At 66.8% G+C, this 25,929-nt stretch carries 16 protein-coding genes; 8 read left to right on the top strand and 8 right to left on the bottom strand.

Annotated features, from left to right (window positions below; genetic code table 11):
* Window position 1: 1 nt before the first annotated feature.
* The 3 genes from DAT35_RS47490 to DAT35_RS47480 all read right to left on the bottom strand — a co-directional run bounded on the left by DAT35_RS47490 (window position 2) and on the right by DAT35_RS47480 (window position 5,437).
* Window positions 2–1,630 (bottom strand): Hsp70 family protein, encoded by a 1,629-nt coding sequence (locus DAT35_RS47490; RefSeq protein WP_108075976.1) that lies wholly within the window; start codon window positions 1,628–1,630, stop codon window positions 2–4.
* A gap of 22 nt (window positions 1,631–1,652) precedes the next feature.
* Window positions 1,653–3,680, bottom strand: a complete 2,028-nt coding sequence (locus tag DAT35_RS47485) for an ATP-dependent helicase (RefSeq protein WP_108075975.1) — start codon at window positions 3,678–3,680, stop codon at window positions 1,653–1,655.
* Window positions 3,681–3,748: 68 nt separating this feature from the next.
* Window positions 3,749–5,437: a HEAT repeat domain-containing protein gene (locus DAT35_RS47480; RefSeq protein ID WP_108075974.1), complete on the bottom strand. Its 1,689-nt coding sequence runs from the start codon at window positions 5,435–5,437 to the stop codon at window positions 3,749–3,751.
* Window positions 5,438–5,573: 136 nt separating this feature from the next.
* Here DAT35_RS47480 and DAT35_RS47475 point away from each other — a divergent pair, with 136 nt between their 5' ends.
* Window positions 5,574–6,320 carry a CHAP domain-containing protein gene (locus DAT35_RS47475; protein ID WP_108075973.1) on the top strand — a complete coding sequence of 249 codons (747 nt, stop codon included), beginning with the start codon at window positions 5,574–5,576 and terminating at the stop codon, window positions 6,318–6,320.
* A 9-nt stretch (window positions 6,321–6,329) separates the two neighbouring features.
* Here the strand turns inward: DAT35_RS47475 and DAT35_RS61990 are convergent, their stop codons facing one another.
* Entirely contained in the window at window positions 6,330–6,458 is a 129-nt protein-coding gene (locus DAT35_RS61990; RefSeq protein ID WP_255415253.1) for a hypothetical protein, read from the bottom strand.
* A 416-nt stretch (window positions 6,459–6,874) separates the two neighbouring features.
* On the opposite strand from DAT35_RS61990, the gene DAT35_RS47465 reads away from it, so the two are divergent.
* A complete protein-coding gene (locus DAT35_RS47465; protein ID WP_108075972.1) occupies window positions 6,875–8,446 on the top strand; it encodes an SDR family NAD(P)-dependent oxidoreductase in 1,572 nt (523 codons plus the stop codon).
* 14 nt (window positions 8,447–8,460) lie between these two features.
* Here the strand turns inward: DAT35_RS47465 and DAT35_RS47460 are convergent, their stop codons facing one another.
* The 4 genes from DAT35_RS47460 to DAT35_RS47445 all read right to left on the bottom strand — a co-directional run bounded on the left by DAT35_RS47460 (window position 8,461) and on the right by DAT35_RS47445 (window position 13,843).
* Complete coding sequence (locus DAT35_RS47460) at window positions 8,461–9,645, bottom strand: glycosyltransferase family 2 protein (protein WP_108075971.1); 1,185 nt, start codon at window positions 9,643–9,645, stop codon at window positions 8,461–8,463.
* A 184-nt stretch (window positions 9,646–9,829) separates the two neighbouring features.
* A complete protein-coding gene (locus DAT35_RS47455) occupies window positions 9,830–12,190 on the bottom strand; it encodes a zinc-ribbon domain-containing protein (RefSeq protein ID WP_108075970.1) in 2,361 nt (786 codons plus the stop codon).
* Window positions 12,191–12,226: 36 nt separating this feature from the next.
* Window positions 12,227–12,610: a helix-hairpin-helix domain-containing protein gene (locus tag DAT35_RS47450; protein ID WP_108075969.1), complete on the bottom strand. Its 384-nt coding sequence runs from the start codon at window positions 12,608–12,610 to the stop codon at window positions 12,227–12,229.
* 3 nt (window positions 12,611–12,613) lie between these two features.
* Window positions 12,614–13,843 (bottom strand): aspartate kinase, encoded by a 1,230-nt coding sequence (locus DAT35_RS47445; protein WP_108076024.1) that lies wholly within the window; start codon window positions 13,841–13,843, stop codon window positions 12,614–12,616.
* Window positions 13,844–14,013: 170 nt separating this feature from the next.
* Between DAT35_RS47445 and hutH the strand changes: the two genes are divergently transcribed.
* The 6 genes from hutH (at window position 14,014) to DAT35_RS47415 (ending at window position 25,842) form a co-directional block, all read left to right on the top strand.
* The gene (hutH, locus tag DAT35_RS47440; RefSeq protein WP_108075968.1) at window positions 14,014–15,540 is read left to right on the top strand and encodes a histidine ammonia-lyase; all 1,527 of its coding nucleotides are present in this window, start codon (window positions 14,014–14,016) and stop codon (window positions 15,538–15,540) included.
* A gap of 148 nt (window positions 15,541–15,688) precedes the next feature.
* Window positions 15,689–16,825 carry a hypothetical protein gene (locus tag DAT35_RS47435; RefSeq protein WP_108075967.1) on the top strand — a complete coding sequence of 379 codons (1,137 nt, stop codon included), beginning with the start codon at window positions 15,689–15,691 and terminating at the stop codon, window positions 16,823–16,825.
* Between the two features lie 75 nt (window positions 16,826–16,900).
* A complete protein-coding gene (locus DAT35_RS47430; protein WP_108075966.1) occupies window positions 16,901–17,809 on the top strand; it encodes a hypothetical protein in 909 nt (302 codons plus the stop codon).
* Window positions 17,806–22,335, top strand: a complete 4,530-nt coding sequence (locus DAT35_RS47425) for a M15 family metallopeptidase (RefSeq protein ID WP_108075965.1) — start codon at window positions 17,806–17,808, stop codon at window positions 22,333–22,335. Before DAT35_RS47430 ends, DAT35_RS47425 begins: the two co-directional genes overlap by 4 nt.
* An 86-nt stretch (window positions 22,336–22,421) precedes the next feature.
* The gene (locus DAT35_RS47420; RefSeq protein ID WP_158502170.1) at window positions 22,422–24,326 is read left to right on the top strand and encodes a hypothetical protein; all 1,905 of its coding nucleotides are present in this window, start codon (window positions 22,422–22,424) and stop codon (window positions 24,324–24,326) included.
* A gap of 451 nt (window positions 24,327–24,777) precedes the next feature.
* The gene (locus DAT35_RS47415) at window positions 24,778–25,842 is read left to right on the top strand and encodes a substrate-binding domain-containing protein (RefSeq protein ID WP_108075963.1); all 1,065 of its coding nucleotides are present in this window, start codon (window positions 24,778–24,780) and stop codon (window positions 25,840–25,842) included.
* The last annotated feature ends 87 nt before the right edge of the window (window positions 25,843–25,929 follow it).

The following is a 25,929-nucleotide window of genomic DNA, read 5'->3' as shown; positions in this document are numbered from 1 at the left end:
CCTACCCCCTACGGAAGATGCTCTTGATGCTGGAGAACAACCCGCTGCCCTCCTGGTGGGACGATGGCGTGGACGACGCCTGCTCCGCCTTCTGGGCCTTCTCCTCGGCCACCCGCGCCAGCTCCTTCTTGAGCAGCTCCGGGGTGTCCCGCGTGGCCAATTCAATCCGCTTCGGGCCGCTCGGCTCCTCGACGATGACCTGGAGCAGACACTCCTCGTTGAGCCGGAAGTCGATCTTCCGCCCCGCGGCCTCGGCCGGAACCTTCAGCGTGCCCAGGTACTCGTTGTCCACCATCAGGTCGCTGTCGCCCTGGAAGATGTCCATCTCGATGAAGGGCGCGCCCGGCTCCTTCGGGGGCGGCAGCCGGAAGCTCTTCACCAGCGGGATGATGGAGTTCTTCTCGATGATCCGGCGCACGCGCCCGTTGGGCAGCGCGTAGCCAATGGGCATGGACACCGCGTCCAGCAGCGTCACCGAGTCGATGCTGCCCAGCGAGTCCGCCAGCAGCGCCGCGCCCAGGGCCACGCACTCGTCCGGGTGCACGCCCTTGCGCGGCGGCTTGCCGAAGTGCTCTTGAATCCGCTGCTGCACCAGCGGCATGCGGCTCTGCCCGCCCACCAGGATGATCTCGTCGATCTCCGAGCGGTTGATGCCCTTCTCCGCCAGCACCCGGTCGCAGATCTCGAACGTGCGATCCACCAGGTCCATGGTGAGCGCGTTGAGGTTCTCGCGCGTCAGGGGAATGCGCAGATCCAACGGCCTGCCCTTGCGCTCCTCGATGTAGGGCAGATCAATGACCACGTTGGGGATGAGCGTCAGGTCGATCTTCGCCGCCTCGGCCGCGTTCTTGATGCGCTGCATGGCGATGGGGCTCTGCGAGAGGTCGACCTTGGTCTCCTCCCAGAACTTCTCGAGCACGTAGTCCATCACCCGGTTGTCGAAGTCGACGCCGCCCAGGAAGGTGTCACCGCCGGTGGCGAGCACCTCGAAGACGTTGCCCGTCAGGTGCAGCACCGACACGTCGAAGGTACCGCCGCCCAGGTCGTAGACGAGGATCTTCTGATCCAACCCGCGGTTGAAGCCGTAGGCCAGCGCCGCCGCGGTGGGCTCGTTGACGATGCGCTTGACGTTGAAGCCCGCGAGCTTGCCGGCCTCCTTCACCGCCTGGCGCTGGCTGTCCGTGTAGTACGCCGGCACGGAGATGACGGCCTCGTCGATGGGGCCACCCAGGAACTGCTCGGCGATCGTCTTGAGCTGCTTGAGGATGAAGCTGGACACCTCGGGCAGCGTGTAGATGCGCCCGCCCATCGTCACCGCCGCCTCGCCGTCCGGGGCCTCGACGATGTCGTACTTGAAGTAACCCTTCAGGTCGTCGACGACCCTGGACTGATACTTGCGGCCGATGAGGCGCTTGGTCCCGTAGAGCGTGTTCTTCGGGTTGGTGACCATCTGATCCTTGGCCACACCACCCACCAGCAGCTCCCCCTTGCCGGAGAGCGCCACCACCGAGGGGAGGATCAGGTTGCCGCGATCCGTGGGGACGATCTTCGGGATGCGGTTCTTCACGGACGCGACCAGAGTGTTGGTCGTTCCCAGATCAATCCCGATGATGCGAGGTCTGTCCGCCATTGGAGTACCACTCTGTATCACGTCAGGAGCCGTCTTGCGCAGTTCTCGTCTCCAGGATCAGCCGGTCGTAGGGTGCCTCCTCGCCCACCGGCAGCTCCTCGATGAAACGGGAAAGCCGGAGGATCGCCCGCTCACCCCCTCGCAGGACCGCCGAGATAGGGTAGCTCAGCGCCAATTCGTCCTTGGCCCGGGTGGCCGCCACGTAGAAGAGCCGGCGCTCCTCCTCCTCTTCGTCCGGCGTCCGAGCCGCCCCGGGCAAGGGGAAACGGCCCTCGGCCAGGGAGATGACGAAAACCGCCTGCCATTCCAGGCCCTTGGACTGGTGCACCGTGGAGAGCGTGAGGCTCTCGTCCGGAGCCTCGCCCGTGGCCTCCCGGGCCGAGAATTCGGCCACCAGCGCGATCTCCGACAGGAAGCGCGGCAGGTCCTCGAAGCGCCCGGCGAACTCGGCCAGCTGGCGGATGTCGTCCTCGCGCCGCTCCTCCTCCGGAAACTCCGTCCGCAGATACTCGCCGTAGCCTCCCTCCAGTATGTCCTGGATCATCCGCCCCGGTGTCAGGGTTGACCCAGGGGTCCCCAGCCGCTCCAACAGACGGATCAGCCGGCCGAAACCGGGAGCCGCCTTGCGAGGCACCTCGGCCTGGAGCTCGGGGCGGGCCAGGGCCTCCACCAGGGTGAGCTCCGGAGGCAGGGCGAGCAGGGCCTCCCAGAGGGCCTCGGCCTTGGCGGGGCCGATGCCGGGCACCAGCTTGACGACGCGCTTGAGGGCCAGCTCGTCGCGAGGGTTGCCCACCAGCCGCAGGTAGGCGAGCACGTCCTTCACGTGGACCTGCTCGAAGAAACGCACACCCGAGCGCACCCGGAAGGGGATGCCCCGGCGCGTGAGCTCCAGTTGCAGCTCGATGGAGTGGCTGTGGGCCCGGTACAGCACCGCCATCTGCTCCAGGGGCATGCCCCCCTCGCGCAGCTCGAGCACCCGCTGGGCCACGAAGGCGGCCTGCTGATCCACGTCAAGGGTGGGCACCAGCACCGGCACCGGCCCCGGGGTCCGCGAGGAGATGAGCTGCTTGGGGAACTGGCGCTGGTTGAGCGAGATGGAGGCGTTGGCCAGCCGGAGGATCTCCGGCGTCGAGCGGTAGTTGCGGGTGAGGGGGAAGATGCCGCAGCCCGGGTAGCGCTTGGGGAAGTCGATGATGTTGGTGAAGTCCGCGCCCCGGAAGCTGTAGATGGACTGGCAGTCGTCGCCCACCACGGTGAGGTTGCGGCGCTCGCCGACGAGCAGATCCACCAGGTCGCCCTGCAGCCGGTTGGTGTCCTGGTACTCGTCCACGAGCACGCAGTGGAACCGGTCCACCAGCTGCGCGCGGATGATGGAGTTCTCCACGAGCAGCCGCTTGAGCATCACCAGGAGGTCATCGAAGTCCATCAGGTGCATGCGCGCCTTGCGCTCGGCGAAGCGGCGCGACACCGCGAGCACCTCCTCGGCCAGCGGGAGGAACTGGGGCCGGCGCTCCACCAGCGCCTCCGCCACCGACACCTGGAGGTTGGCGGCCATGGAGACCAGATCCAACACCACCTCGGCCTTGGGGAAGCGCCGCTCCCGGGGCAGCTTGCGCTCGGCGATGCACGAGGACATCAGGTCTCGCGCGTCCTCGCGGTCCAGCACGGTGAAGTCGCGCGAGAAGCCAATGGCGCCCGCGTGCTGGCGCAGCAGCATGTGCGCCGCGTGGTGGAAGGTGCCCCCGAGCAGCTTGCTCACATCCGCGAAGCCCCCGGCCAGCTCCTCCACCCGGCGCGTCATCTCCCGCGCCGCCTTGTTGGTGAAGGTGAGCAGGAGCACGCCCTCGGGAGGAATGCCGCGCTCCAGCAGCCGCGCCACCCGGAACGTCAGCGTGCGCGTCTTGCCCGAGCCCGCCCCCGCGATGACCAGCACGGGCCCCTCCCCCGCTTCCACCGCGAGCAGTTGCTCCTCGTTGAGCAGCTGCGCGTAGTCGATGCGCGGCACGGGTGTCGCCGTCGCGGCCTTCAGCGTGTACGTGCGGGTGGCCATCGGCGACTCACTCTAGCGGTTGGTCTGACCTATGAGATCCGGTCGGTCGGGGGGAAGAAAGAATCCGCTCAGGGGACCTGGAGCGCCGTGAGTCGGGAGGCGGCCTCGGCGCGGATCTCCGGGGACGGATCCCTGTCCCGGGCGAGCTCGAGCAGCAAGGGCGCCAGCTTCGGCAGCTTCGTGCCCACCGAGCGCAGGGCCTCGCGGCGCTCGGACACCGCGCTCACCAGGCGCTCGCGGACCGCGTCGTCTCCACATGTGCGCGCCCCGGGCGTCTTCTCGCGCAGCAACAGCTCCGCGTCCGACAGCCGCGCCTCCGACAGCTTCAGCGCATCCGACGCCGTCACCGCGAAACCCTCCAGGTCCTCGGGGAACTCGGTGTTCGTCTTGCGGGCCGCCGCGATGGCCTCCGACGCGAAGCGCGCGCCCTGCACCGCCGCGCACAGCTTCCTCGCCGCCGCCAGCGGCACACCGCCCTCGGGGGTGATCGACTCCTCGCGCGCCACCCTCAGCGCCCACAGCGCGAGCTGCCGCGCCGCCACCGCCGCCGAGAAGGACTGGCGCCGCGCCTCGCGGATCTGCACCCAGCGCCGCAGCACCACCGGATCCGGATCCTCCGGCTCGAAGGCCCGCTGGTACTCGGGGGCCGCCTCGCCCATCCGGCCCGAGAGATCCAGCAGCACCGCCATGGTCAGATACAGCTCCGGGCTGCCCGCCTTCTCGCGCAGCGACTCCAGCCGCACCGCCACCTCGTAGTCCGCCACCGGCTTCGGCAGCGCGCGCAGCACCGTCCCCAGGCTCTCCAGCGCCCGCTGCCGGACGAGCGGGTTGCGCGCCGAGCGGAGCGCCTCCAGCAGGGGATCCAGCGCCTTCACCGACACGTGCTGCCCCAGCTCCTCCGCCGCCTGCCAACGATCCATCGGGTCCGGCGCCACCAGCGCGCGCCTCAGGTCGTCGATGCTCCGCAGGTAGTACCCCACCTGTGCGGACTGGGCCAGCAGCTCCGGGCTCTGGAGCACCGTGCGCTCGGCACGGGCCCGGGCCAGACGCGCCGGGAAGTCCTTCAACTTCGCCCCCAGCGGGTGCCCCGCCACGCGCGCCTCCGCCTCCTCCAGCAGCCCCGAGACGAGCAGTCCCTCCACCTCGAGATCCAGCAGCCTCACCTTCGCCTGCTCGCGGTAGCGCCCCGCCTCGAAGTCCCGCAGGTACGCGAGCAGCTGCGACGCCCCCGCCGTCTCCGCCCGGGTGAAGCTCTCGTCGTCCAGCCGCGCCTCCACCTGCAGCCGCCGGGGATCGTCCGGAGCCTCCCGCAAGTACTCGCGCAGCCGCTGCGTGTCCGTCGTCGTGGACAGCTCCTTCAGCTCCGCCTCCTTCAACAGCCGCTGCGCCTCCTCGCGCTGCGCCCCGTCCGGATGATCTCTCAGGAACTGCCGCATCGCCGCCGCCGTCCCCGCCTCCTTCGCCGCGTTGAAGCGCATCCCCTCCAGCAGCGCCTTCGCCGCCCGCGCCTGCGGGGCCTCAGGGTGCGCCTCCAGGAAGCGCTTGTAGGCCACCACCGTGTGCAGCTTCGAGGCCTCCTGGAACTCCAGCTCCTCGATGCGCACCTCGATGGCCTCGGCCTCGTCCCCCACCGGGTACTCGCGCAGGAACGCGCGGTACGCCTCCACCGTGTCCGCGTCCCGCGCCCGCTGGTACGCCCGGGGCACGCCACAGCCGGTCAGCAGCAACACAAGGGAGAGGGCTCGGAGCTCGCGCATCGCCGCAGCATTACCACCACGTCCCCGGGTGAAAAACCCGCGCTTCCTCGCCCGCCTGGCTGGGTAGGTTTTTTGACGACACCCCTTCTCCGCCCGACCATCGTCCCCGTTGGACTCGCTACAGGGAGGTCGCGACATGAGGCTCTGCATACTGCTCGCGGGACTGGTGGTGATGACGGGGTGCGCCACCGGCATGCCCCTGGGAGGGCGGGTGATCGCCTCCGGCTACCGCTACAGCCCGCTGACGCCCGCCGCCGCGCCCCGGGCGCCCCTGAGCGTGGCCGCCTCCTCGCCCGCCCCCTCGAAGCAGGTGCGCCCTCCCCCACCCGATTCTCGCGAGGACGTGCTCGCCGCGGCCCGCGGGCTCGTGGGCAGCAGCAAGGTGCGGCTCGCTGGGCGCTCGTGGCCGAATGACTGCACCGGCTTCGTCGAGGCCGTCTACTCCAGGGCCGGAGTCTCCTTTCGCGGCGCCGGCGTGACCGGGGACAATGGAGTCACCGCCATGTACCGCTACGCCCGCTCCCATGGCCGCGTGTACACCCGGGGCCAGCCGAAGCCGGGAGACCTGGTGTTCTTCCGGGAGACCTATGACCAGAACCGCGACGGGCGGCGCAACGACGGGCTCACGCACGTGGGGCTGGTGGACGGGATTGAGAGCGATGGCACCGTCGTCGTCATCCACCGCGTGAAGCGCGGCGTGGTGCGCTACCGGATGAACCTCGCGAAGCCGAGCCTCCGGAGGGATCCGCGCACCGGCGAGGTGCTCAACGACATGCTGCGAGCGCCCGGGGCCGGGAAGGTGCCCGTGCTCACCGGGCAGTTGTTCGCCGCGTTCGGCTCCGTGCTGCCCGAGTCGGGGCCCACCGCGGTGGCACGGCGGTAGGCCCATCGCTCAGGGATTGGGCTTGCAGCGGCCGAGGAAGCGAACCAACTCCGTGTGGAGCCACTGCGGCGAGTCCATCATCAGCCAGTGACTCGCGTGCGACAGCACGGAGTGGGACAGCTCGGGTCGCTGGGCCACCAACGTCTCAGGGCCGGTGTCTACCGCCAACGCGTGGGTGGGCCCCGTGAAGCGCTCGAAGGCCTCGTCCAGGTTGTGGCCGACGCCCCGTCGCCTTCTCCTGTCGCCATCAGTCGCCCCGCGGGTCCAGGGACGGCCACGGTCGTCGGGTCCTTGTGTTTCATCGTCTTGGCTCCCGGCCCCCCGGTATGGACGCTGCCCCAAGGGCCTTCTTCCAAGTCTGCCCGACTCCAGCGGAGCGCGAGCAGCGGCCGGGGTTCGCGTTGCCCCCCCGAACAGAGGCGGAACGGGATCCTCGGGACGGTGGGCACCCGATGAGAGCCACGGCCTGGCCGCACGACCCCCCTCCCACCCGTCGAGCCCAACCCCACCTCTTCTCTTTGCGCGCGCTACCGCGGGGGGTATGCACCGATGGCATGAAGGACGTCGAGAGACCCCAGACACCACCGACCGCTGCACCGCCGACCACTTTGTCGCTGGACGAGGTACGCCGGTGCACGCACCTCCTCGAGGCGATCGTCGCGGACCGAATCCTGCTGGCGAGTCTCCCAGAGCCGGAGCGGATCGCACTCCTGACCGCCGCTGGCAACGTGGTGCACCCGGATCGCGACACGAAGACACGGCTGGCGAAGGCGCTGAGGCGCGAGCGGAAGCAGGCGAAGCGCGCGCACGACCGCAGCGTCCGCGCGACGACCGAGATCCGCGCGCTGCGCCGTGCCGCCGTGTTCACGGTGCCACAACTTCCGCCTCCGCCGCCCTCGGAGGGTCCAGAGCGGATCCTCGAGGTCGCGCGCAGGTGCTACGTCTGCAAGGTCGAGTACCGGAAGCTGCACTTCTTCTACGACTCGATGTGCGGCGAGTGCGCGGACTTCAACTACGCGAAGCGGACACAGCGGGCGGCGCTGTCCGGGAAGGTCGCGCTGATCACCGGCGCGCGCGTGAAGATCGGGTATCAGGCATCGCTGATGTTGCTCCGCTCGGGAGCGCGGGTGATCGCGACCACCCGGTTTCCGAAAGACGCGGCGCATCGCTACGTGCGAGAGCCGGACTTCGCGGCGTGGTCGCATCGGCTGCACATCCACGGCCTCGACCTGCGGCACGCCCCCAGCGTCGAGCTGTTCGCGCGGCACATCGAGCAGGCGCACCACCGGCTGGACATCCTCATCAACAACGCGGCGCAGACCGTGCGCCGTCCGCCCGGCTTCTACGCGCACCTGCTGGAGGGCGAACAGCGCCGCTTCGACGAGCTCCCGGCGGAGCTGCGCCCGCTCCTCGCCGGACACGAGGAGTGCGTCGCAGCGGTACAGCCCGCCCTCGGTGAAGGTGGCATCGACGCCTCGACGCTCGTACCCACATGGCGCAGCAGCGATCCCGCGCTCGGCATCCACTCGTCCGCCGCGCTGTCGCTGCTCCCGTACGTCCTCGAGCAGGAGGGCGACACGCGCGCCCTGTTCCCCGAGGGACGGCTGGACGCGGACCTGCAGCAGGTGGATCTGCGACGGATGAACTCCTGGAGGATGAAGCTCGCGGACGTTCCGACAGCCGAGATGCTGGAGGTCCACCTGGTGAACGCGGTAGCGCCGTTCATCCTCTGCGGAAAGCTGAAGCCGCTGATGACGCGCGACCGCTCCGAGCCCGGCCACATCGTGAACGTCTCCGCAATGGAGGGCAGCTTCTCGCGCGGGACGAAGACGGACAAGCATCCGCACACGAACATGGCGAAGGCCGCGCTGAACATGATGACGCTGACCTCCGCGCCCGACTACGCGAAGGACGGCATCTTCATGAACGCGGTGGACACCGGCTGGGTCACCGATGAGGACCCGGCGATGCACGCGGAACGCAAGCAGCAGGAGCTCGACTTCCAGCCGCCGCTGGACATCGTCGATGGCGCGGCGCGCGTGGTGGATCCGGTCATCTCCTCGGTGAACACCCGCCAGTACGTGTGGGGCAACTTCTTCAAGGACTACCGCCACACCGCGTGGTGACGGCGGAGGGAGGCCTACGACGAGGCCCGGGCCGTCCGGTCCCACGCGGCCCGCTGCGAGTTGCGCAGGAAGCGCCAGAAGCCCACGACGATCGCCAGGTTCATCGTCACGAAGTAGTAGGCCACCGACGCCACCCGCCGCGCCGAGCCCCTCAGCGCGCCCTTCTTCCCCAGGTACGCCAGCCCGTAGAACAGCCCCTGCCCCGCCAGCGTCAGCTGGTAGAGAGGACTGTTCAGCAGGAAGAGGTTCGCCACCAACGCCAGGGCCATCAGCGCGGGCGCGCACCAGCGCAGCAGCTTGTGCGACCAGAACGCGAACGCCGGGAAGCCCGACAGCGGCGAGAGCAGCCCTGGCACCATCCTCAGACTCTGGAAGTTCCCCGCCGCGATGCGCGCCCTCCGCCCGAACTCCTTCCCGTAGTCCTCCGTGGTCTCCTCGTGCGCCACCGCCTCGGGCTCGTAGACCACCTTGTAGCCCTTCTCCAGGATGCGCAGCGGAATCACGAAGTCGTCGACGATCGTCGACGGCGGCAGCGCGTTGAACAGCGAGCGGCGGATCGCGTACAGCCCCCCGTTCGCCCCCACCACCGCCCCGCGCTTGCCCTCGTAGAACTTGATGAGCGACTCATAGGTCCAGTACGCGCTCTCCTCGTACTCGGCCTTCGTCGGGTTGTAGAGCCGTAGCTGCCCGCACACCGCCCCCACCTCGGGGTCCTCGAAGTGCCGCACCAGCCGCGTCACCGCCTCTGGCTCAATCATCGTGTTCGCGTCCGACAGCACCACGATGTCGCCCTTCGCCATCGGGATGCACCGGTTCAACACCGACGTCTTCCCCCCGCGCGGCGCCGCCGACAGCTTCACCCGCTCGTCCGTGCACTGCAGCACCCGCTCGTCCGTCCCGTCCGTCGAGCCATCCGAGCCGATCAGCACCTCGAAGCGCCTCTCCGGATAGTCCAGCGCCAGACTGTTGCGCAGCTTCTCCTCGATGCAGCTCGCCTCGTTGTAGGCCGCCACCACCAGGCTCACCCGAGGCAGCTCGCTCGCCTGCTCCTCGCCCCGGCGCCGGCTCGCCCCCGAGCGCATGTAGCGCACGTTGTGCAGCACCTGCGCCACCCCATCCAGAGCGAACAGCACCACCGGGTACAGAAAGTACGTGTGCACCAGCAGCACCGCGGCACACCAGAACACCAGATCCGCCATCACCCCAGCCTCCCCGGCCCTCGGCACGCCTCAACGCATGCCACTCGGGGGCATGAGGCAAGCAAGGCACATACCGCCGTCCCGGACCGGAACCTGCCCTCCAGCCCGAGCGTGCAAGCACCCGGCGCTCGCGGGGAGTGGGAACTTCTTTTCCACTCGAGGGTCAGCGGATGACCACCCCGGGTCAGGGCGTGGGGGTGGCCTCGGGGGCGGGCGTGGGGGTGGTGGCCTCCGGGTCGGGCGAGGTGGGAGTGGCCTCGGACCCAGGCGTGCTGGCGTCGGGAGCGGACGACGGCGTGGACTCGAGCTCGGGAGCTGGCGCCGGTGCGGGCTCCTGTTTCGCCACCTCCCGGGCATGCGCATGGAGCTGCCTGGCCAGCTCGTGCTTGGGGTTGAGGGTGATGACGGTGTCCAGCAATGCCTGCGCGGCGGCGGGCTCCTTGCGCAGCAGGGCGATGCGCGCCCCTAACACGTAGGCGCGCAGGAAGGTCTTGTCCTTCTCGCGCAGCCGCTCCAGCGAGTCGGCGGCCTCCTTGACCTGGGTCTCCGAGGGCTTGGCGCCATGAAGGACGTACTCGGCCATCGTCAGCGTGCTCCAGTCGGACAGATCCGCCTGGGACAGCTTCACGGCCATGCCGAGCGCCTCGTCCCCACCCAGGGAGCCATTGAGCAGGGCACGACCCCGAAGACGCGCCAGACCGTCCTCCCGGGACTCCTTCTCGGGGGCCGACTCCAGCAGCTTCAGCGCCTGCACGGCATCCTTCGAGAGCACCTTGCCGCGATCCTCGATCGGGAGCAGCTCCCGCTGCGTGGCGGCCAGCTCCTCGCGCATGGCATTGACGCGGCTCTGCCAGTCGAAGGGCTTCTGGGCCTGCGTCAGGAGGCTGATCCGCGACTGCAACCGCACCGCCTTTTCCTTGAGCGTGGATACCCGGGCCTGGGTGTCGTCCAGGTGCATGCCGAGCGCGACGCCCACCTCCGCCTGCAACTCGACGCTGCGCGGGTGAGCGGCCGACAGGGCCTTCAACCGGGTGAGCGCCTCCTCCTTCGAGGCCGCGTCGTCGCGCCGCAGCAGCGCCACCGCCTCGTCCTTGGCGGCCCGGGCCTCGTGAGGCAGGGCGTCGGACTTCGTGAGCCAGGCCGGCGAGGTCAGGAACGCCGTCAGGACGAGCACGAGCACGCCCCCCGCGATGAGCAGACCCCGCCCCTTGAGCCCGGACTCGGGGCGCTTGTCGCGGCTTCCCTTCTGGTTGATGTCGACGGACCCATCGAGCAGCTCCGCTGGCAGCTCGAGCGGCTTGGACAAGGCCGGACCCAGGGGCCCCGACTGCCCCACCACGGGCACGGGCCCCCGGTCCTCGGACGAGGACCCCTCCGCCATCAGCTCCGCGAGCGGGCGGTTCAACTGGTCCAGGATCTCATCGGGAAGCTCGATGGGCGTCCCCACGGCGACCCCCACCATCGGCTCGGACCGGAAGGGATCCGGAGCCGGAACCGCGGGGAGCCGATCCTGGGTCGTGGCCCGAGGCGTCAGGCCCGGCGGCTGCGAAGTAGGACCCGCCGCCGTCTGTCCGGGCTGCGGCCCCTGGGTGCCGCCCGCCTGCGTGCTGGGGAGCGGAACGCTCGCGAACAACTGGGTCGTGGCCGCGGAAGGCGGAGGGGCCGCTGGAGCCTGGGGCCCGGGCTGCGGCACCGCTCCGAACACCTGCGTCGTCTGGGGCGCGGGAGCACTTCCCGCTGGGGGCCTGGTGGCGCCAGGAGCCATCTGCTGCGGCGTGGAGCCGAAGGGCGGCGTCGTCGCGGAGGGGGGCCTGGCCGGCTGGGGCCGGGGACCCGCCGAGGACTCGACTCCCTCGGTTCCGACCACCAGGAACTGCGCCGTGGACGGAGTCGGAGGCTTGTTGCCCTGCGGCTGCGGCACCGCCCCGAACACCTGCGTCGTCTGGGGAGGGGGCGCGGCGCCCGCCGGAGGGGGCCTGGCCGCGGGAGGAGGCTTGGCAGCTGGAGGAGGCCTGTTGCCAACGGGAGCCGCGGCCGGCACCTGCGGCACTGCACCAAACGCCTGCGTCGTCATCGCGGACGGTGGCATCCCCGCCGGGGCGGGTTGGGGCCTGGGGCCCACCGGGGCCACGGGCGGCACCTGCGGCACCGCACCGAACACCTGCGTCGTCATGGCGGACGGCGGCATCCCCGCCGGAGCGGGCTGAGGCCTGTTGCCCGCTGGCGCCACGGGAGCCACCGGAGGCACCTGCGGCACCGCTCCAAACGCCTGCGTCGCCCCGATGGACGGCTGTGGAGCCGTCTTGCCCGCGCCGTAGGGCAGCGTGGAGTTCAGGTTCGGGTTCGCCTGGGGATTCGGGTTCTGCGCGGGACGAGGGACCGCAGGGCTTCCGGTCACCGGTGGCTTCTGGGGAGCCGCTGGGGCGGGCGGTGCGGCGATGAAGACGTGGCGACAACGGGTGCACTCCACCGGAACACCCCCGGGCGGAAGCAACCGGGGGTCGAGCGCGTACTGCATCGAGCACTGGGGGCAGGAGATCTGCACGGAGAGTGCTTATCACACGCCTCGGGGCCGTGGCTCCTACCGTAACTCGGTCGTCGCCTGGAGGGTCTCCAACCGGGCTGCCCCCACGCCTGGCACGGAGGCCACCTCTTCCCAGGAGACGAAACGGCCCCGGGTCTCGCGGGCCTGGACGAGGCGCCGGGCGAGCGAGGGCCCCACTCCGGGCACCCTCGCGAGCTCTCCCTCGGCCACCGAGTTGAGGTCCAGCTTCTGCCCCAACAGGAGGCGCTGCGAGGCGGAGGGCGCGGCACCGTCACCACACCTCGCGACCCCGTCCACCACCCGCACCGCGCCGGGCTCACAGTCCAGCGCGGGCGAGGCATCCGGCCAGCGGCCGCGAGCCACCACGCCCAGGCCCAACAGCCCGAGCGAGGCCACCGCGAGCGCACCGGTCCGGTTCACGGCTCAGCTCGCCGCGGGAGGCTTGTCCAGACCGAACGCCGTGTGCAGCGTCCGGACGGCCAGCTCCGTGTACTTCGAGTGGATGAGGCAGGAGACCTTGATCTCCGAGGTGGAGATGAGCTGGATGTTGATGCCCTCGCTGGCGAGCAGCTGGAACATCTTCGCCGCCACGCCCGAGTGGTTGCGCATGCCCACGCCCACGATGGAGACCTTGGCCACATCGCCATCCGTCTCCACGCCGCCGGCCTTGACCTCGCGGGCCACGGTCTCCACGGTCTCCCGGGCCTTGGCCAGATCCGTCTTGCCCACCGTGAAGGACAGGTCCGTGCGACCATCCTTCGAGGCAGTCTGGACGATCAGGTCCACCACGATGTTCTGCGAATCGAGCGCCCCGAAGATCTTCGCCGCCACACCCGGCACGTCCGGCACACCACTGATGGCGATCTTCGCCTCGTTCTTGTCGTAGGCGATGCCGCTGACAACCACGTTCTCCATCGACTTGTCCTCCTCACACACCAACGTGCCCGGATCGTCCGAAAAAGAGGACTTCACCCAGAGCGGCACCTTGTACTTCATCGCGAACTCGACCGAACGGATCTGCAGCACCTTCGCGCCCAGGCTGGCCAGCTCGAGCATCTCCTCATAGGAGATGCGGTTCAGCTTGCGCGCCGGCGGGCACACGTTGGGATCCGTCGTATAGACGCCGTCCACATCCGTGTAGATCTCACAGGCATCCGCCTTGAGCGCCGCGGCCAGGGCCACCGCCGTGGTGTCCGAACCGCCACGGCCCAGCGTGGTGACGTTGCCCTGCTCGTCCTGGCCCTGGAAGCCGGCCACCACCACGATGTGCTTCTGTTTGAGCGCCTCGACGATCTTCTCCGCGTCGATGCGTTTGATGCGCGCTTTGGAGAAGGTGCTGTCGGTGACGATCTGCACCTGGTGACCGAGGAAGCTGGTTGCCTCGCCTCCCTGCGCGTGGATGGCCATGGCCACCAGGCCGATGGACACCTGCTCGCCGGTCGCCACCACCACGTCCTGCTCTCGCTCGCTCGGCCGCTCGGTGATCTGGGAAACGAGTTTCAAGAGGCGGTTGGTCTCGCCGGACATCGCGGACACCACCACGACCACATCGTTCCCAGCGGCCTGCGCCGCGATGCAGCGGCGGGCCACGTTCTTGATTCGGTCGATGTCACCGACCGACGTTCCGCCGTATTTCTGGACGATTAGTGCCACGTTGGCTGGTTCCTCCTTGGAACGGCGCGTCACGGTAGTGAGCTGCCTTTCGGCTGTCAAAAGCTCCCTCAAGAAGTGACCGAGCGGACGGGCTGCGACCCGCCGCCTGTTGAGATATAGGGGGCGCCCCGGGGCCAGGACCCCACGCCCCGTAGCTTCCGGAGCCACACATGTACCGCCCCCGACTTCTGATCGATGGAGACACCCTCCGACTGGAGGAGATCCTGCAGGTTGCCCGCAACGAGGCGCTCGTGGAGCTCACCCCCGAGGCCGAAGCCTGCGTCCGGACCTCGCGCGAGCTGGTGGACCGGGTCGCCGCCGGGGATACCCCCTCCTACGGCATCAACACCGGCTTCGGCACCCTGGCTGAGGTGCGCATCGACAAGAAGGACCTGCGCGAGCTGCAGCGCAACCTCATCCTCTCGCACGCGGCCGGCGTGGGCACGCCCATGTCGCTGCCCGAGGCTCGTGCCCTGCTGCTGCTGCGGTGCAACGTGCTCGCCAAGGGCTACTCGGGCATCCGCCTGGAGACGCTGCAGCTGGCGCTGGACATGCTCAACAAGGACGTAGTGCCGGTGGTGCCCGAGCGCGGGAGCGTGGGCGCCTCGGGAGACCTCGCGCCGCTGGCGCACCTGGCGCTGGTGTTCATCGGCGAGGGCGAGGCCTTCTACCAGGGCCAGAGGATGCCGGCCCGTGCGGCGCTGGAGCGCGCGGGACTTCAGCCCGTGGTGCTGGAGGCCAAGGAGGGCCTTGCGCTCGTGAACGGCACCCAGGCGATGTGTGCCGTGGGCACCCTGCTCCAGCTGCGCGCCGAGACGCTCGCCTATGTGGCGGACCTCGCCGGCTCCATGACGCTGGAGGGCCTGCTGGGCAGCCACAAGCCCTTCATCCCGGAGATTCAGGACGTGCGCCCCCACGAGGGCCAGAAGGCCGTGGCCGCGCACCTGCGCCGGCTGCTGGCGGGCAGCGATCTGGTGGAGACGCACGTCAACTGCAGCAAGGTGCAGGATCCCTACTCGCTGCGCTGCATGCCCCAGGTGCACGGCGCGGCGCGCGAGGGAATGGCCTTCGCCCGGCGCATCCTCGAGGTCGAGGTGAACAGCGCCACGGACAACCCGCTCGTCTTCGTGGACACGGGCAAGATCGTCTCGGGAGGCAACTTCCACGGACAGCCCATCTCGCTGGCCATGGACGTGACGGCGATGGCGCTCACGCAGCTGTCGTCCATCAGCGAGCGGCGCGTGGAGCAGCTCGTCAACCCGGCGCTGTCCAACCTGCCGCCGTTCCTGGCGAAGAACTCGGGTCTCAACTCGGGCTTCATGATTGCGCAGGTGACGAGCGCGGCGCTCGTCGCCGAGTCGCGCGTGCTGTGCCACCCCGCCTCGGTGGACTCGATTCCGTCGTCGGCGGGCCGAGAGGACCACGTGTCCATGGGCATGACGGCGGCGCTCAAGGGCCGACAGGTGGCGGACTTCACCCGCACGTGCCTCGCGATTGAGATCCTGGTGGCGAGCCAGGCACTGGACTACCGGCTGCCGGTGAAGGCGGGCCGAGGGCCTCGCGCGGCGCACGAGCTGGTTCGCAGCCGCGTGCCCACCATGGAGAAGGACCGGGAGATCCACCGCGACATCGAGGCGGTCTGCGAGCTCATCGACTCCGGCGAACTGCTGCAGGTGGTGCGCGGCGCCACGGCGTAGCGCGCCCCCTGTAAAGCTCCAAGGGGATACAACGCCAGGAGTCCACGGGCGCGAGGAAATCCATCGCGTCCATGGAGTCCTGGCTCCGTGCGGGTAAGCTATGGCTCTGGACCAGAGGTAGGATCCACGGCCGAGCTGAGTGACTCGCATGGAAACCACCACGAACAGAGCACGCAGCGCGGGGGCCGGAGCACGAAAACCCGGACGGCGAGCTGAGCCGATCTTCCTCTCCGCCTTCTTCCTCGCGGCGATGCTGTTCCTCACCGAGGCCCGTGCCGCGGAACCCGCTGCGAGTAGAGCCAGTTGCTCCAAGAGCGACTACGCCAGGAGCCGGCGGCGCTTCCAGGAACTCTACGGCGCGGGCAGGTACGCGGAAGCCGTCGAGACACTCCAGCGAGCGAAAGAGTCGTGCTGGGGGGTTCTCGACGCCAAGGACCGGGGCTGGCTGGTGTCCGACCTGGCGCTGGCGAATCTGAAAGCCGGGCACCCGGACATCTGCCTCCAGGTACTCGACGAGGCGCCCAAGGAGCTCGAGCCCCAGTCGCGAGTGGCGAAGGCGATCGAGTTCAACCGGGGGCTCTGCAGTGCAAGCCCCACGCAAGACAACACAGCCCCCGCGCAGGTCAGCGAGCTCGCCGTGCAGGTGATGCCGGGGCTCGATATCTCCTCTCCGTCGGAGGCCACCACGGCCCTGACGCGGGAGTGGAAATCCGCGTGGGAGCTTCGCGAGGGACGGCTGCCGAGAAGGCGTGCGCGCGAGCTTCGTCGGTGTACCGACCTGGACGGGGTCGGCAGGAACGACGTCCAATACGAGAATGATCCCGATGCCTACTCGTTCCAGAACAAGGCGCTCGCGTGCCGGGTCCTGCGAATGATCACCACGGCGCGGCCTTCACGCATCAGCCACGTAAGGGACGTGCTCACGGTGAAGAAGCCCGACGGGGTGCTCCCGGCGGCCCTGGCACCCGCGATCTCCGACGACGAGCTCGGGGACATCGCACGAGCCCAGCGCGAAGGACGCTCCTGGCACGACTACGACGGAACGCTGCGGTTCGAGGCGGGCCCCCAAGAGGAGAAGTGGCGTCAGCTCTCCGTGCGCGGGAACGACTACGCGGGCTTCGTGCAGTGGTGGGCGACAGGAGACTTCAATGCCGACGGTTTCGAGGACGTCATCGTCTACCGTAGCATGGGGCCTACCGGCGGCACCGCGGCCGACATCGCCGTGTTCGTCTTGACCCGAACCCGGCCCAAAGGCGTGCTCCAGGTGCTCGAACGTCTGGAGTAATCCCACCCTCTCCGACCGAATTTCCCGCGTGCGACCCGCGTCGCACCCAACATGGATTCAGAAAGGCCCTTCCCAATGACCTCTGGCAACGAACGTACTTCTCGCGTCTCCCCGGTTGGGCGGTGGACCCTCTCGACCGTGTGCGCCCTTGTGGCGCTCGGTGCACCCGGCCAGGGACGTGCGGACGAGGCGCGGCTCTGCGACTCGGACTGGGACGGCCAGAGCTTCATCGTCCAGATTGGCAAACGGAAGAACGATGGAAAGCCACTGCAGCCATACGATCCGAGTCAACCTATGGCACCCTATGAACTGCCCGGAGATCGCTATCTCTTTGGCGAAAGGGGGAAGGTCTACCGGGCAATCGGCAGGTTCAGTGACAGGAAGGAAGGCGAGGAAGCGTTGAGGAAGGTGGAAACCGAAATGACCTACCTCTACACGAATTCCTACCCCCCTTTTCTCACGAGTCCCGGTGCGTATCTGGTAACCGAATCACCCATTTGCAAGATCGATCGCAGAAACCCCGTCATCGATCCCTCCTCCTGGATTCTGGAGAAGAACGGCGTGCTCCTGGTAGGAACGGACACGGGTTGCACTGGCGGCAAGCGCACCAAGAAAGTCACCGTGGTGTCGTGCGATGGAATGAAGAACCTGGTGACCGACTCGGTGGCCGCGTCTTGCGAATCCAATCGGGTCAACACCTGCATCTATCCTGTAGCGCCGGACGTATTCGCATTCGAGCATTACTATTCACAGCCAGGGTCTGGGACTGAAGTGCGCCTGCGGATCTATGACGTCCGCAAGAAGAAGCGGCTCCAGTCCATTGATAGAAGCAACGACGACGGTCCCGATACCGAACTGATGAAGGTCAAGGATGTCGACAACGATGGCATCCCCGAAATCGTGTTCAGCATCGCGGGCTCCGGCGAGCAGACGTCGATGCTCAAGTGGCGCAAGGGCAAGTTCCTGGAGGTCAAGACCCCATGAGCGCCCCGAGCTACCCTTATCAGGAGCCGACGCACGTCTGTAACACCGAGCAAGACGTCGAGAAGCTCTATGGCAAACTAAGAATTCCCGACGCGTTCGAACCGAAGCGCGGAAGTGCCGTGAGCAGGTTCGAGAAGACAACAAGGGTTTTCGGAAACCCCATTCTCGAGAGCTTCCACAAGAACGAAATCGTCTCAGTGAAACTGCCCGGCATCGGCCCGCAAAAGAGCGGGACGGCCTCGGTGGAGATCAATCGCAGACTGGCGCATCTCCTGCTGGCGGCTTTCGAGAAGATCAAGGCCGAGAACCTGCCCTACGTGATCTACGTAGTGGGTGGATACTACTTCCGCTACAAACAGAATTCCAAAGTCCAGGCCGCGATCGCAAATCGCCCCGAATACGCGGAGATCAGAAATCAAGACGGCTTCTGGCGTGCGTGGAACGGTCGTACCGCCGAGCAAGATCGCGCGCGCGGCTCCTTCGAGGAGATCATCTCGTTTTCGAATCGCACTTCCGCCAAGAAGGATCTGCTCTCCAACCACTCCTGGGGCACCGCGATCGACATCAACTGGGATACCAATCCCTTCCAAGGCGGCGAGCGCTTCGACATGTCCCGAAGGATCGTGGAGATCCTGGCGAGCTTCGGGTTCAGCTGGGGCGGCTACTACGACGATTACATGCACTTCGAATACCTGCGTGACACCATCGAGGGACTCCCCGATGAGGAGCCGCCGCAGGTGTTCTTCCCGTTCAGCGCGGCGCAAAAGCGCGAATCGCCACTCAAGTACTACGTCCTGAATGAGCGCGGGAATGGAGGCTATTTCCCGCTGGGTCTCCAACAGAACCTGCACGGCGGCGTGCATCTGGAGCCCGAACCAGTGGACGCCAAGGTCCCGGTCCAGGCGGCCATGCCAGGGTACATCGTGGCCGCGCGTCTCATGGCCCCAGGAACAGGTGGAGACAATCCCGACGTCCGTTATGTGTCGGAGGGACGCCATCTGGGCTTCGCCCTGGTCCGGCACGAGCTCGTGGGGAAGTCAGCCAACAGTTCCACAGGCGGGGCCGCTGGAGCCCCAGCGCCGAGCGGCGAGCCCGAGAAGCCCCATCCGCTCTACAGCCTCTACATGCATCTCGCGCCCCCTGCATGGGGACCGGACAGCCAGGGATTCGAGAAGGCCCCCTGGCTGGCGTCCCTTTTGAAGATGCAGTTCGGCGGGGTGGTCAATCTCGATCCGAAAAGCCCAGACGTGGGCAAGACCTTCTGGTCCCAGGAGCCGCTGAACCCGGAGGCGGCGGCCACCAAGGTGCATGATCTCAAAACACCACTGCCCATCCGGGAGGGTGAGCGCACCCTAGCCCTGTGCAAGCCCATCCCCGAGGACGTCAGCCAGGCCATCCAAGCTCTCAAGGAGGGGGCCGTTGTCACCTTTGATCGCGCGCTCTTCCCCGTAGCCGCGGGTGAAACGATCGGCTTCGTCACCGAAGGCTTTCCTTTCGAAACCAGCGCCCCCTCCCCAGGCGTCTCACAACCGCGGCAACCGAAGCCGCCGAAGCTGCCGAAGTACCTGCATTGGGAGCTGTTCTCCCCCGCCAGCGACGAAGGTGGAATCCAGTTCCTCCGAAACAAAGCCGGTGACTTGAACAAGCTTCTCATGCCGGTCGGTGAAGCGAAGGGGCGGGAGAACAACTTCCTGGAAATGCCTTCAGCGCAGAACCACGACGCCCCCAACGAAATCCGGGAGGTGTTCGAGAAGGCGGGGTGGAAGATTGTCGAAAAGTTGCTGAAGGACACGTACGGTGATGAGGTTTCGAAGTCCTTCAACGACGGCCAGACGTTCTTTTCGAGCGAAGGCAGCACAGCCGAGCCCTTCACCTATCCCCTCGATATCACCCTCAAGAATGAGCACCAATACAAGGGGGAGTCAGGGGGGGACTGCATCCTCGAGGTGTCCTACAGGAAGACGGGAGTTCAAGCCCCATTCAAGACCGAGCGCATCCAGATCAGGCCGGACCAGGGAAAGGTCACGCTGAATGTGCCCGCGGAGGCGGACGAGTTCTCGCTCTGGTCACCGCACATCTTCCTCGACAAGCCCGCCCCGGCGGAGGGCGAGAATCCGCTGCCGAAACGGCTTGAGAGCCGCACGGCACTCTTCAAGAAGGCCGCGGCCCATCGCTGGCGCAACGTCGTGCTGGATCATGTGAACGAGTGGACGCCGAAGGGACTCGAGGCCCAGCTCGATGCCCGCCAGAAAGCCGGACACGTCGACGCGCTCGTGGACACCAGCGACCCGGACAAGTTCGCGACGTGGAAGAAGAACCTCCGGCCACTGAGCTGGTGGTCCCGTAGAAAAGACGCGAATGATCCCTTCGGCGAGGTTCCGGTGCTTGGAACGGAAGCCGAAGAGAAGAGCATCTTCGGCACTGGCGACCAACTGCTGCCCGAGGACGCTCACCTCGTCAACATGCACCCGGTCACCACGCTGTGGCTCATTGACATTCTCCTCGAGAAGCAGGCCATCGAGCTCAAGAAGTCATGGCCGCCTGCCACGCTGAAACGCAGCGAGAGCACCCAGAAGCCGCTGTTCCTCGGCCTGCTCTGGAAGGAACCAGAGCAGCGGGTGGGGATGGAGGTGAATGCCCTCTTGGTGCAGCACGGATATGCCACCACTGACGGCACGAATGGGACCGATGTGATCTTCTGGGTGACCCCTCGAAGCGAGGCGAGCGCGCCACCGGCGCCGCTGATGCTGCGCCGCACGCCCTATATTGAGGGCGTCGCGAAGGCGAACATCCCCTTCCCTTTCTGGGGCAAGTGGGGGATGCACGCCACCGATGGAAACAAACAACGCTTCGAGCCTGTCACCACCGGTGTGACGGCGCTCGATGTGCCCAAACCCGACATCTCACAGACATTCACTCTCGGCAAGGGAGGTGCCGCTTCCGCCACGGATGGCAACATCCGCCCGCTCTTCACGGGAAACTTCATCTGCGACACGAACTGGCCTGTCGCCGTCGCTGGCTACATCCTGTTCGATTACTGGCAGGCGCCCAAGGGGAAGCAACCCGACCTGACGGACAAGTCAACCCCCAGCAAGTTCGTGATCCCGGTCGTCGCGAACAGACCCGCCGACACCAGGGTGGCAGGTGGACTCAAATACAGGAGGGACGTCATCGTTGGCCGAGAGAGGGAGAAGAGCAATCCAAGCGTCACGGCCAGCTTCTCCTTCCAAGACTTTGTGTTGCATCGGCGTTTCGGGGCCGTTTTCGTGGGTAACGTACAGAAGGAGTTCCAACTGGCCGTTCCCCTGGCGCAGCGCCTCCAGGAGTTGCGGGACGCGTGCCGGCCGAAGAACAGAACTGAAAAAGACATTCCCATGCTGGTCAAACGCCTCGAGCGTGACGGTCTCTCGCTCATCGTCGTCCCCGCCTCGGGCGCCAAAGCCGACCTCGACACCATGGAACAGCGACTGGCGGTGCTCCGTGCTTCCGAGTTCTTTTCGGCCGAGCGAGTAGAGACAGCGACAGATTCAGGGATCCTGCTCTCCTACGAGCCGCCGCCAGCAACCGGTCCGCTCGGCTTCCAATTCGATCCGGGCCCCGCCCTGGGACTCATCGCCGAAAATGCGCTCTCCTCCGAGGATGAGATGCTTCACGTGCGCACCCGCTTCATCGCTCCGAACGGCGGGCATATGATGCTGGCCGGGAAGACGTCTCCCGTGGGTGACATGACGAAGCTGATCGAGGCCTCGGCGGAGGACATCAAGGCTGCTTGTGGCAATGATTTCCTCGAGGTCGTCGCCGACAAGCTCCTACCCCCCGTGGCGCGATTCGAGTTCGGTAAGATCGCGATCAAGATGGGCGCCGGCAAGGTCCACACGGACGTGCCCCTCTACGGAGACGCGAACCAATGGAAGGCGGCCAAACCCGTCATCAAGCTCGAGGTGATGGGAGAGACGATCCGTCAGGGCAATATCTCGGGCTCGTCCCTCAGCGCGGATTGGGACCTGTTCAAGGACAAGAAGGGCAAGGTCCTCCCCGGCCGTTGGGGCGGAGCACTCAACTTCTCGGTCGAGCTCTCCGTCCCTGGGAAGGTAGCGACGCCTCCTCCTCCCGCGAAGCCACTGCAAGTCACGATCAAACCGAGCCTCGACGAGTTCTCCTTCGAGGTCGGACCGAAGCAGATCCGATTCGTGGGCAAGGCCAGCTTCATGCCCACCGATATCGCCCTCCACGTCACCTGCGAGAAATTGGATGATGCGGGCCAGTGGCAGCAAGACGTGACCATCACCCAGTTGATTCGCTACACGGTCCCGCTCAAGAGCGACCCCTCCCACTTCGGACACTGCAAGGACACGGGGGTGTTCGAGGCCAATCTCCTCAAGGACAAGCTGAAAAAGGCTCCGGGGACGTATCGTTTCACCTGGAGTCCCAAGGGGACCCGGGCGGGCGACACGGTCGACGTTCGTGGCATCGCCGTCGAAGTGAAGACAGCTCCTGAGCTCAACTCCCAGACGTTGGTACCCTAACCCCGGCGCGCAGCCGATCTCGAACCATGCCCACGCCAAGCACCAGCGAGAGCGCAGCACAGGCCGAAGCCCAGGCCCAGCAGGCCGTGAAACAGACCGAGAGCGTCCACCTGAGCGCGGGCTACCGGGCCACGCTCGATTTCGTGATCGTCCCGCGGACTTCGATCACATTCGACCCGCCGGGGATGGGGGTTACGCTCAAGTTCAAAAATCCGATGTCTCTCCTCCTCGAGGTGCCCATCGAGGGCTCGTGCAGGAATTTCCCCCCCAAGGAACATCCCTGTGGACTCACCTGGCTGGTGGCACACGGGGAACAGGTCTCGTCCTATCCCGTTGACGGCAAGATAACGATGAACGTCGATTCGAACGGACGGTTCCAGGTCAAGGTCGACGGCAAGAACCCCCAGGTCGATTTGATCGCCCAGCGCCTGATTGGTCAGGGGAAACTGGGCTACTCCATCACCCCGAACTTTCCCCACGCCGATCCAGCCGTCTTCAAACCGGCCATCGAGTTCAACAATCCCTGTAACATCAAGGTCACGCTGCCAGAGAAGCTCCTCTTCGGCGAGCTCGTGACCTTCAAGCCCGATTTCGCGCTCGTCTTCCAACAGGCGGACCTCGAGTTGCGAGTGGTGGAGCTCGATGAGGGGTCGACCGAGATCGCGCTCGGAGTCCCCACGACCGTCTTCACACACAAGTGGAACGCGGCGCGCTGGAGTCGAAGCTGGGCCATCGGCTTCACGGATGACAGCTGCCGCCAGTTGGCGGAGCTCGGAGAGGAGGAAGCCGGAGGCTACGAGTTCGCCTGGCAGCTCTGGGGAACGAGGAGCGGTGGCACACCGACCTTGTTGCTCGAGAAGAAGGACTTCCTCGCGGTCCCGAAGCCAAAACTCGAGGAGTTCAAGGTCGAGTACGCCCCCTCTATCGAGGGAACCTGGGAGGTGAGCGGAAAGATCTCGGGAGTGTCTCCGCGTGCGGATCTCCGCCTCGACGTGGCCCTGGTACAGCCGACTTCACACGAGCCGGCACCCATGGACTACCACTCCACCGCCGTCCGGCTTGTCTTGGAAGACGATGGCGTCTTCGAGGGCTACCTGGGAGAACGTCACTGGTTCTTCAAGCAACTGGACGCTGGCGCCCTGCCCCCCTCGCCGGATTTCGCGATCCTCTCGATCCCGGCAGCGACTCGGGACGGCAAGCCTGGTCCGATCACTCCCTATCTGGACTTCGATGACAGCAAGCTCTCCCTTTTCAAGGGACAAGCACTCACCTGGGACCTGGATGCCGATTGGATCTGTTCGTACGAGGCAGTCCCGATGCAGCAGCGCCCGCCTCGTCCCAAACGGCGAAAGTCGGGCATCAATATGCTCCCGGCACCGCCTCCCGATGCGGGCGATCAGAAGACGCCGCTCTCCTTTGACGACATGTGGAACGACCTCACCGCCTGGGAGGGAGTCGTCGCGTACATGTATCAGGACACCGAGGGCAACGTCACGGTGGGAGCCGGCAACCTGCTTCGTTCTGCAGAAGAAGCCAAGAAGCTGCCCTTCCGAAACATGGACGCCACCAGGGCGGCGACGCCGGAGGAGATCGACGCGGCCTTCAGGGCCGTCACGGCCAAGCCACCAAAGATGAACGCTACAGAGTATGCGTCACGGCCGACCATTGCCCTCTCCGACCAGGATATTCGTGAGATCCTGAGGAAGCGGCTCGAACAGGAATTCATCTATCAGCTCAGGGAGGTTGTCTTCAAACCACACTTCGACACCTATCCCCGCTGCGTCCGCCGTGCTCTTCTCGACTTCTCCTACAATGCCGGCGCATACGCGCTTAGCACGAAACGCAAAGAGCTCGCCGATGCCGTCAAGGCCAGGAACTGGACCCTTGCCGCCGAGTTGTGTCGCCTCAATACAGGCCACGAGGAGCGAAACATGTGGCGGAAGGCGCTCTTCCAATACGCCAGCACTCTCGAGCCGACCAAGAAGTCGTAGGAAGCTTCGCGCGATGGGACTCCCGGTCTTACCTGGGACCGGCCCCCGAGCTCGCCCGTGCCGGGAAGGGCGCCATCCTTCCCCTGACCCTGCTTCCACTTCGCTCCCGGCTTCCTCGTTCCCATTCGCCAGGAGCCGCAATCCTCACGGGATTGCAACGAAACGACCTCCAGCGCCCTCCGTTACAATCAATGACAGACATCCGTGACACGGCAGACAGCCGTGACACGTGACCCGCTGCTGGCTGAATCTTGACGCAATTGGAGCGCAAAGCAGCCTGGAGTTGAGGCACCTTGCGCCCCGTCGAAACCGGCCCCCACCGGGTTCGACGCCTCTCTCGCGAAGCCCTCGTTCCAGCACCGCTCGGCGGAGAGTCCTTGCCTTGTCAAAAGACAGTCACATGGGCGAAGCGCGTGCGCCAGTTGACCCCTCGCAACACGGAGAAGTCGTCATGAACAAGATGAAGTGGGTGATGTCGGCCGCCGTGGTGGTGACGATGTCGGTGGTGGGCTGTGGTGGTCAGTCCTCGGGCTCCGAGCAGCAGCCGTCCTCGGTGTCCCAGAGCCTGGGTCCCAACAATGAGTTCTACGGCTCGGACACCCTCAAGGAGGCCACCATCGCCGCCAACGTCCAGTCCGGCGCCGGCCTGACCGTCGAGGGCAAGGGCTCGGGCGTGGGCGAGGGTTGTCTGCGCAATGGCTCCGGCACGTTCTGCATCGGCCGTCAGCAGACGCTCGCCCCCATGTCGCGCGACTTCAAGGCGGGCACCTGTGCCGGTGGCTCCGCCTCCAGCGGCGCCTGCTGCCCTGGCGAGTCCAGCAACGTCATCGCGCTCGACGCCGTGAACGCCTTCGTCAGCAGCTCCACCTACAGCGCCCTTCCCAGCAACAGCATCTCCACCGCCGACCTGAAGAAGGTCTTCTGTGGTGACGGCACCGGCAGCGCCACCACCTGCGTCAGCAACTGGTCTGCCCTGGGCCGCCCCACCGCCGGCACCATCGCGAAGTACCGCCGTGACGATCTGTCCGGCACCACGGACACCTTCAAGTCGCTGCTCGGCTGCACCACGTTCTGCGCCGACGTCGTCGTCATCAATGACGAGTCCGCCTCCAACCCCTCCCCCTGCGCCACCACCGACAGCGCCACCACCTGCATCGGCAAGCTGACGGCCAACAACACCAACGCCATCGGCTACGCCGGTGACTCCGCCAAGCGCACCGGCAACGCGGCGCTCAATGTGAATGGCATCGCTCCCACCGCGGCCAACATCCGCAAGCTGATCGCCAGCAACACCACCGGCGTCTACCCGCTCGCTCGCAAGCTCTTCCTCAACGAGAACGTGAACTACACGAAGTCGTCCGAGGAGCAGGCCCTGTATGACTGGGTCTACAGCACCAACACCCAGGACTTCGAGAACATCCTGGTTCAGCAGGGCTTCGTCTCCTGCAGCACGGTCAGCCCCCTCGACTGCGGCGGCGATCTGGGCCGCGGCGCCGGCGTGTGCAAGGGCCTGTAATCCCCACCACGCCCACTGAGTAGCACCGGGGCCGGGGGAGCGCCTGCTCCTCCGGCCCCCATTCCTTTTTCACCCCTGGACATTCCC

This window comes from Vitiosangium sp. GDMCC 1.1324, assembly GCF_003044305.1.
Classification (GTDB): Bacteria; Myxococcota; Myxococcia; order Myxococcales; family Myxococcaceae; genus Archangium.
This window is presented reverse-complemented; position numbering and strand designations above follow the sequence as displayed.